This window comes from Paenibacillus sp. sgz302191, assembly GCF_057749925.1.
This window is the reverse complement of sequence record NZ_JBYLHY010000013.1, coordinates 227,925-236,531: the sequence shown is the minus strand read 5'-3', so window position 1 is coordinate 236,531 and position 8,607 is coordinate 227,925. Positions and strand designations below refer to the sequence as shown.

The 8,607-nt window shown below is 55.0% G+C and carries 9 protein-coding genes; all 9 read right to left on the bottom strand.

Going from position 1 to position 8,607, the window contains the following annotated elements; all coding sequences use genetic code 11:
* Window positions 1-507: 507 nt before the first annotated feature.
* On the bottom strand, window positions 508-1,809 hold the full coding sequence (locus tag AC3G2T_RS20360; protein WP_474681489.1) for a pyrimidine-nucleoside phosphorylase: 1,302 nt from the start codon (window positions 1,807-1,809) through the stop codon (window positions 508-510).
* Window positions 1,810-1,874: 65 nt separating this feature from the next.
* Complete coding sequence (locus AC3G2T_RS20355; protein ID WP_474681490.1) at window positions 1,875-2,264, bottom strand: cupredoxin domain-containing protein; 390 nt, start codon at window positions 2,262-2,264, stop codon at window positions 1,875-1,877.
* A gap of 177 nt (window positions 2,265-2,441) precedes the next feature.
* Window positions 2,442-2,873 carry a flagellar protein gene (locus tag AC3G2T_RS20350; protein WP_474681491.1) on the bottom strand — a complete coding sequence of 144 codons (432 nt, stop codon included), beginning with the start codon at window positions 2,871-2,873 and terminating at the stop codon, window positions 2,442-2,444.
* A 202-nt stretch (window positions 2,874-3,075) separates the two neighbouring features.
* The gene (locus tag AC3G2T_RS20345) at window positions 3,076-3,930 is read right to left on the bottom strand and encodes a purine-nucleoside phosphorylase (protein ID WP_488436668.1); all 855 of its coding nucleotides are present in this window, start codon (window positions 3,928-3,930) and stop codon (window positions 3,076-3,078) included.
* Between the two features lie 21 nt (window positions 3,931-3,951).
* Entirely contained in the window at window positions 3,952-4,770 is an 819-nt protein-coding gene (locus AC3G2T_RS20340; RefSeq protein ID WP_474681682.1) for a purine-nucleoside phosphorylase, read from the bottom strand.
* A 31-nt stretch (window positions 4,771-4,801) separates the two neighbouring features.
* Window positions 4,802-5,977, bottom strand: a complete 1,176-nt coding sequence (gene deoB, locus AC3G2T_RS20335) for a phosphopentomutase (RefSeq protein WP_488436667.1) — start codon at window positions 5,975-5,977, stop codon at window positions 4,802-4,804.
* A 106-nt stretch (window positions 5,978-6,083) separates the two neighbouring features.
* Window positions 6,084-6,977: a site-specific tyrosine recombinase XerD gene (xerD, locus tag AC3G2T_RS20330; protein WP_488436675.1), complete on the bottom strand. Its 894-nt coding sequence runs from the start codon at window positions 6,975-6,977 to the stop codon at window positions 6,084-6,086.
* Window positions 6,978-7,062: 85 nt separating this feature from the next.
* A complete protein-coding gene (locus AC3G2T_RS20325) occupies window positions 7,063-7,302 on the bottom strand; it encodes a DUF4227 family protein (protein WP_474681494.1) in 240 nt (79 codons plus the stop codon).
* Between the two features lie 58 nt (window positions 7,303-7,360).
* The gene (ald, locus tag AC3G2T_RS20320) at window positions 7,361-8,491 is read right to left on the bottom strand and encodes an alanine dehydrogenase (protein WP_488436666.1); all 1,131 of its coding nucleotides are present in this window, start codon (window positions 8,489-8,491) and stop codon (window positions 7,361-7,363) included.
* Between the last annotated feature and the right edge of the window lie 116 nt (window positions 8,492-8,607).

The following is an 8,607-nucleotide window of genomic DNA, read 5'->3' as shown; positions in this document are numbered from 1 at the left end:
GTTACCCATGCTGGTCTCCTTTGTAAATGGAGTGGGTAACACGCCCTCTACATTCACAATAGGAGATTTTTTAATGATCCACCAGATAAAAGTATCAATAAAATACAATTTTAGGAACATTTTGAAACAAAATTTTTCATGTCAGGTTTGTTGCAAAGCTAGTGGGTTTTTCCCATAAAAACGGTTCATTTTCGCGAAAAGCCTGCAATTGTGCAGGAATTTTCGATGAAAATGAACCAGAGCCCATGTTCGCGGCGAAATACCTGCACAATTGCAGGAATTTGCCACAGCTAACGCATCCATCGAGCAAAAACTGTATTTTTGCAGGTTTTTTTCGCGCAACAAGGCAAGATGGTGCGACCGGCTCTAGCAAGTGGACACCTGTAGGCTTCTGGTCACCTAATATTTCCCAAGCAATAAAAAAAACACCTTCAACCTCAACGGTTTTGAAGGTGCCTTTTGTTCGTACTCGGCAATTGCCCTCTCTCTGCGAGAACAACAGTTCGCTTAAACGATCACATCGTAAATCAACCGGGTGGCGGGAGGCTGCCGGTCTTCGATGGTGTAAGCTTGCAAAATCATCGTTTCGACCTCCCGCACGTCTTGACGATTCGCATGGATCGTCACGATCGATTCGCCGGCCGATACGGCGTCGCCGATTTTTTTGTTCAGCGTCAGGCCGACGGAATAATCGATCTGATCCTCTTTCTTCGCGCGGCCGGCGCCTAGCAGCATCGCGGCGATGCCGATTTGCTCCGCCTCGATCCGGTTCACATAACCGGACGCAGGTGCAAGCACCTCCATCCGGTACGCCGCTGCCGGCAGCAATTCCGGCCGGTCAACGATGTCGGCATTGCCGCCCTGGCTCGCTATAAAACGTTTCAGCGTGTCGATGGCTTTGCCGTTCGCGATAATATCGCGCACCGCGGCCTGCGCCTCCTCGAACGTGCCGAACGCTTTGCCGAGCACGGCCATGTAAGCGGCGACCGAGACAGCCACCTCGGTCAAATCGTGCTCGCCCGCTCCGCGCAGCACTTCGATGGATTCGCGGATTTCGTTGGCGTTGCCGATTTGCCGGCCGAGCGGCTGCTCCATATCCGTAATCATCGCAATCGTGTTGCGGTTCAAGCTTTGGCCGATGTCGACCATCGTGCGGGCCAGCACTCCCGCTTCCTCGGCGGTTTTCATAAACGCGCCGGAACCGATTTTTACATCCAGCACGATGGCGTCCGCCCCGGAAGCGATCTTTTTGCTCATGATCGAGCTGGCGATCAGCGGAATCGAGTCGACGGTAGACGTCACATCGCGCAGCGCGTACAGCTTTTTATCCGCAGGGGCAAGGTTGCCGCTCTGTCCGACGATCGCGATTTTGTTGCGGTTGACCGCCTCAATGAACGCCTCGTTCGTCAATTCGATTTGAAATCCCGGGATCGCTTCCAGCTTATCCACCGTTCCGCCGGTGTGGCCGAGTCCGCGCCCGGACATTTTGGCCACCGGAACTCCGAGGGAAGCGACGATCGGCCCGACGATCAGACTGATTTTATCGCCCACTCCCCCAGTGGAATGCTTATCGACTTTTACGCCCGCGATCGCCGACAAATCGATCATATCTCCGGACCCGGCCATCGCCATCGTCAACGCCGACGTCTCTTCGCTGGTCATGCCGTTAAAAAATATCGCCATCAGCAGCGCGGATATTTGATAATCCGGAATATCGCCTTTCGTATAGCCGCTGACGATATGCTCTATTTCAGGTTGGCTCAGCTCGCCGCCCGCCCGTTTTTTATGGATCAAATCTACCATTCTCATGGACATATTCCTCCTGTCAGATGAAAAAAGGGAGGCGCTCGGCGCTCCCTCTGTCGTGTCATTTTTTATTGAACGATTAATTTCGATTTCATTTTTGCATGGCCTTCTCCGCAAGGAAGCACGCACTCAATGTCATATGTACCCGGTTTGTCAAACGTGAACTGCTGGGAAGGATTTTCTTTAGTCAGCTTGATTTCGAAGCCGTCCCCTTTAATATCGACCGCATGAATGCCTTCTTTCAAAGACATGGACACTTTCGTCGGCTCGCCTTTCTTGACTGTGTAGTCGGCCGCGTCAAACTGCCAGTTCGATGCTACGATTTTCAATTGCTGTCCTTTGCTGGCTGCAGCGTCCGCTTCCCGTTCCTGCTGGCGTGCGGAAATATCTTGAAAAAGGACTCCCAGCCCCAGTGCGCCCGCAGCAATAAATAACACGAAGAAAATCCATTTTTGCATGCAATATCCCCCCATAATGTGATCGCTTCATCTATTTTACCTAACAACTCCAAACAATCCCATACGGATATGGTGGCAAAATGTTGACGGTTTTGTGACAAAAATGTGAAAACGCCGTTCGAAAAAATATCCTCCTTGCGGAGGAAGTACTTTTACTATTGCCCAATATACAAAATATTAGACGCGGCCGATTCTGCCGCTGATCTGAAAAGCGCCCGCCGTTCCAAGCGCTGCGCCCCTGTGCGGGCCGGGACGTTCCTTCAATTGCAGAGCCTGAATATCTCGGTTCAGCCGCACCAGGCAATCCGGGCACATTTTGTGCTTGCGGATCGGCGCAGCGCAAGTTTCGCACGGATACGACAGGTTCGGATAGTCGGCGAGCAGCAGCTTGCCTTCTTTCATCCAGGCGTACAGCTGATGAGTGGAAACGCCTGTCTTCAGGCTAACCTCATGGCAAGTCGATTTATAATGTTTGCGCAAATAATCCAGACAGCCGTTAAGCGCCGTATCCATACTCCGGGAACAATCGGAACATTGATTTCTCAAGTTTTTCTGAAATACTTTGCCGCAGCGCGGGCAGTTGGCGACCATTAATTGGGGGGTTGACATGCTCCATCACATCCTTGCATCGGAGATGGACCTAACCGGGATCAGGCCAATTCACATAGGAGTCTGTCCGACGGAGTTACTTTTGTGTATACATTCCACGGATTTCATCGGACAGACACCTAGTTCCAAGTAACTATATTGTAGCATGATTCCCCCGCATTTAATAGGTCTAAAGCAGTTTGCCTGAAAAAATATATGCCTCTCAGCCCAGCTTGACTTCCCGTACGAATCCTTTTACGAGCGCGATGAACTTGGGCTTGGTCCGATTCGCCACAGCTACAACCTGCTCGTGCGTCAAAGGTTCAAGCTCCTCCCCGATCGCCATGTCGGTAATGCAGGAAATGCCCAGCACCTTGAGCCCTGCATGGCGGGCGGCGATTACTTCGCCGACGGTAGACATGCCGATAGCGTCCCCACCTACCCGCGCCAGCATCGTCAGTTCGGACGGCGTCATGTAAGTCGGTCCGGTAATCCCGGCGTATACGCCTTCCTGCAGCTTCAGCGCTGCGCCGTTCTCGTCGACGATGGATGCCGCCAGCCGGTGGGCAAGCGCGCGGTACTCGCGGTTATAGGCTTCGGACATATCCGGGAAACGGACGCCAAGCTCGGCGTGATTCGGCCCGATCAGCGGGTTGTCGCCGGTCATGTTCAGATGGTCGCTGATGACCATCAAATCCCCGGCCCGGAAGCCGCGGTTCATGCCGCCGGCCGCATTGGTCATCACGACGGCCTCGACGCCCAGCGCTTTCATCACGTAGACGGGGAACACGACCTTTTTCATCGAATAGCCTTCGTAATAATGAAAGCGGCCCTGCATCACGATGACCTGCTTGCCTTCCAGCGTGCCGGCGACAAAACGGCCCTCATGGCCTTCTACGGTCGATACCGGAAAATGCGGAATGTCGCTGTAGTCGATGGCGACCGGATTCTCTACCTGATGAGCCATATCTCCCAGACCGGAACCGAGCACAAGCCCGATAGCGGGCTTCACGCCGCCCAGACGGCCCGCAATGTATGCGGCGGCTTCCTGAATTTGTTGTATGTAGGTCAATTCCACAAGTAAGGCCTCCTAGTCCTATTAAAGAGCTGCAATGATGCCAAGAACGAGCTTAAGGAATCTCGGTTTCACTTTTTCCGTCGTCTCCATAACTTCATGGTGCGAGAGCGGTTGATCCAGAATGCCGGCGGCCATGTTCGAAATGCAGGAGAAGCCGAGCACTTCAATGCCCGCATGACGGGCAACGATAACTTCAGGTACCGTCGACATCCCTACCGCATCCCCGCCGAGCGTGCGGAACATGCGGATTTCCGCAGGCGTTTCGTAGTTGGGGCCGAGCAAGCCCACATATACGCCTTCCTGCAGGGAGAAGTCCTGCGACGCAGCGACATCGTGCGCCAGCTTGCGCAAACGCTTGCTGTAGGCTTCGGACATATCCGGAAAGCGGACGCCCAGGGCGTTGTCGTTCGGACCGATCAGCGGGTTGCGGTACGTCAGGTTCAGGTGATCGCTGATGACCATCAGATCGCCAACCTGGTACGAAGTGTTGATCCCTCCGGCCGCGTTCGTAACGATCAGGGTTTGCACGCCAAGCTCCTTCATCACTCTGACGGGAAACGATACGGTTTGCGCGCCGTAGCCTTCATAAGCATGAAAACGGCCTTTCATGACGAGCACCTGCTTGCCTTGAATCGAGCCTACGACCAATTCGCCCGCATGGCCTTCCACCGTCGATACGGGAAAATGCGGAATGTTGGCGTAATCCACAACGATCGGCTGCTCGATCAAATCGGCCAGCACGCCGAGCCCTGACCCGAGAATCAGGCCGATTTGCGGCTTGATCCCCGTTTCCTTGCTAATGTAAGCTGCCGCTTCCTGAATTTGTTGCATCATCGACATTTCTGACATGCGAATCCCTCCCAATAAATGATTATTTCAGCAGCGATAAAAAGCTTTCGCCGTTTCCGGCGGTCGGAACGCCAAAATTGTCGGCGATCGTCGCTCCCAGGTCGGCAAACGTAGCGCGGACGCCGATTGAGGCGGGCGACTGCAAGCTGGGGCTGTAGATCAAAACGGGAACGTACTCCCGCGTATGATCCGTTCCTGCGTGAATCGGGTCATTTCCGTGGTCGGCCGTAATGATCAGCAGATCGTTCGGGCCTATTCCCGCTTTCAATTCCGGCAAATGGGCGTCGAATTCCTCCAGCGCCCGCGCATACCCGACGGGATCGCGCCGGTGGCCGTAAAGCGAATCGAAATCGACCAGATTAGTGAAGGCTAGCCCTTTAAAAGGAGTGCGGATGGCCTCGATCGTTTTTTGAATGCCGTCCAGATTGCTCTTCGTCGAAGTCGTCTGCGTCACGCCCTCGCCGTCGAAAATATCGTTGATTTTGCCGATTGCGATGACGTCAAACCCCGCATCCTTGAGGTGGTTCATCACGGTCGGCGCAGGCGGCTTCACCGCATAATCATGACGGTTAGGGGTTCTTTTGAAAGCGCCCGGTTGCCCGACATACGGTCTGGCAATGACCCGTCCGACTGCAAATTCCTCTTGAAGCGTAAGTTTTCTGGCGATTTTGCATGCCCGGTAGAGCTCTTCCAGCGGGATGACTTCCTCGTGCGCGGCTAGCTGAAATACGCTGTCTGCGGACGTATAAACGATCCACGCGCCCGTTTTCATCTGCTCTTCGCCGAGCTCGTCCAATATTTCCGTACCGGACGCCGGCTTGTTGCCAATGACTTTGCGTCCGGTTTCCTCTTCAAATTGACGGATCAGCTTCTCCGGAAATCCGTCCGGATACACGTTGAAAGGAATCGTCACGCGGAGTCCCATCAGCTCCCAGTGACCGGTCATCGTATCTTTGCCGACGGATACTTCGGCCATTTTGCCATAATAGCCTTCGGGCGCGTCTGCTGCAGGTATGCCTTTCAGTTCGGCGATGCTGCCAAGACCCATTTTCTGCAAATTCGGCAGTGCGAAGCCTTCCACTCGCTGCGCAATGTGGCCCAGCGTGTGCGAACCCAAGTCGCCGAAGCGCTGCGCATCCGGCAATTCGCCGATGCCGACGCTGTCAAGGACGATTACACTAATCCGTTCAAAACGCATATGCTTCCCTCCAAATAAAGCTTCAATAACCACCCTATATTATCTCATTTCCCTGGAATGAATGCAAAAAAACGGCCCTCCTGCTCCGAGACAGCCGCTCCTGCGTTTACATATGGGCCCGGGGATGGGCACGGTCGTACACTTCTTTCATTTTCAGCTTGGTGACTTGCGTATACATATGCGTTGTGGAAATATCGGCATGTCCCAGCATTTCTTGAACGGACCGCAAATCCGCTCCGTTTTCAATCAGGTGGGCGGCGAAAGAATGGCGCAGCGTATGCGGAGTAATATCGCGGGTAATGTTCACTTCTTCGGCATATCGCTTCAAAATTTTCCAAAAGCCCTGGCGCGTCATGCGCGTGCCTAAATGTCCGACGAACAGCGCCCCTTGGTCCGTCTGCTTGGCCAGCTTCGTCCGGTGCTTGGTCAAGTAAGCTTGCAGACAGCGGATCGCAAGTGTGCCGATCGGAATGTTGCGCTCCTTGTTCGCCTTGCCGACGCAGCGGATAAAACCCATATAGATGTTGACGTCGTCAACGTTCAGCGAGATCAATTCGGAAACGCGAATGCCCGTCGCATACAGCAGCTCCAGCATCGCCTTGTCCCGCGAGCCGTTCGCCGTATCTTCGCGGGGAGCCTCCAGCAGCGTGCTTACTTCTTTGACCGAAAGCACTTTGGGCAGCTTTTTCTCCGGCTTGGGCGCTTCTATATAAATAGTAGGATCCGAATCCGCCAGACGTTCGCGAACCAAATACTGGTACAGCGCCCGAATGGAAACGATGCTGCGGGACAGCGTAGCGGAAGCTCTTCCAAGCTGCTTGAGCTTGGCCAAATAACCGGCAACCTGCGTCTTGCCCGAATCCCTCCAGGCTGTAAGGCCTTGCTCTTGCAGATAAGCTGCAAACTGCTGCAAATCCCTCTCATAGGATTCGAGCGTATTCCGGGATAATCCCCGTTCCGCCGACAAAAAGCGGATGAAGGCCTGAAGGTCATTGATCATCATGCCGGTATGCCCCCCTCGCCAAATTTCCTTGAAGCTAAAGTAAGCATTCCACGATTCGCTCCCATTTTCCTCTTTTTTACGGTTATTCGCCGTACCAATAAAACAAACGCAGCCTGTCGCTCATCGTTCCCGACTCCGGAAGTGACGCATGCTGGTGCGGCTGAAATACTTTCTCCGCTCTGCCGGCAGGCGGCTTGTATTTGTTCGCCGGCTGTATCCAGCCGGAAACCATGGCCATAACCTGGTAAAGAGCGAGCGTCAGCACGATAAAAAGCACCGCGAACCGCAACCGGGCTAGCAGCTTCCGATACGAAAAGATCATAGTCCTGTCCCCTTTTCCCGCTTCCTTTTAGGGACAGGATATGATCGTTCCCGCGCATTTATGCCATTTCGGACAACTTCACCCACGGCTGTCCGAGCGCCTGCGCAACGGCAGGATGCGTAATTTTCCCGCGGTATGTGTTCACGCCCGCCAGCAGGGACGAGTTGTCCGTGACCGCTTGCGCAAACCCTTTGGCGGCGAGCTCAAGCGCGTAGGTGATCGTCACATTCGTCAGCGCAAGGGTGGACGTGCGCGGCACGGCCCCGGGCATGTTCGCCACGGCGTAGTGGATGACCCCGTGCTTCTCGTACGTCGGGTCGCTGTGAGTCGTTACGCGGTCAATCGTCTCGATGGAGCCGCCCTGATCGACCGCGACGTCGACGATGACCGCGCCCGGCTTCATCTGCCGGACCATCGCTTCGGAGACGAGCCTCGGCGCCCGCGCCCCGGGGATGAGGACGGCGCCGATCAGCAGATCGGCCTTTTGCACCGCATTGGCGATATTGTAGGGATTGGACATCAGCGTGCGGATGCGGCCGCCGAAAATGTCATCCAGCGCGCGCATCCGGTCGGCGCTCCGCTCGATAATGACGACGTTGGCCCCGAGCCCAAGCGCCATCTTGGCCGCGTTCGTGCCGACGATGCCGCCGCCGAGAATGATCACGTCCGCCGGCGGCACCCCTGGAACGCCGCCAAGCAGAATGCCCCTGCCGCCGTAATATTTCTCCAAAAAATGCGCGCCGATTTGCACGGACATTCTGCCGGCGACTTCGCTCATCGGTGTCAGGAGCGGAAGCCCTCCGCCCGGCAGTTGAATCGTTTCGTAGGCGATGCCGGTCACTCCACTGTTCGCAAGCTGCTCCGCCAATTGTCCCGCCGCGGCCAAATGCAAGTACGTAAACAGAATAAGCCCCTCGCGAAAAAAAACGTACTCCGATGGAAGCGGTTCCTTCACCTTCATGACCATGTCGCTCTGCGCCCAAACTTCCGCGGCTTCCGGCAAAATGGCCGCTCCTTCCTTGACGTAATCTTCGTCCGGAAATCCGCTGCCCGCTCCCGCACCGCTCTCCACCAGCACCCGATGCCCGGCCGCGTGCAGCATTCCCGCTCCGGCCGGCGTAAGCGCAACCCGGTTTTCGTTATTTTTAATTTCCTTGGGCACTCCAATGACAAATGGGCTGGACGCCATATTCCCTACCTTCTTCCATTCCGAAGTATACCTCATAATGTACCCATGCCTGCAGCAAGTTTATGTGAGGCGGCCGCTGATCATGCAAAAAAATGCCTGCGCTCGCCGCAGCGAAC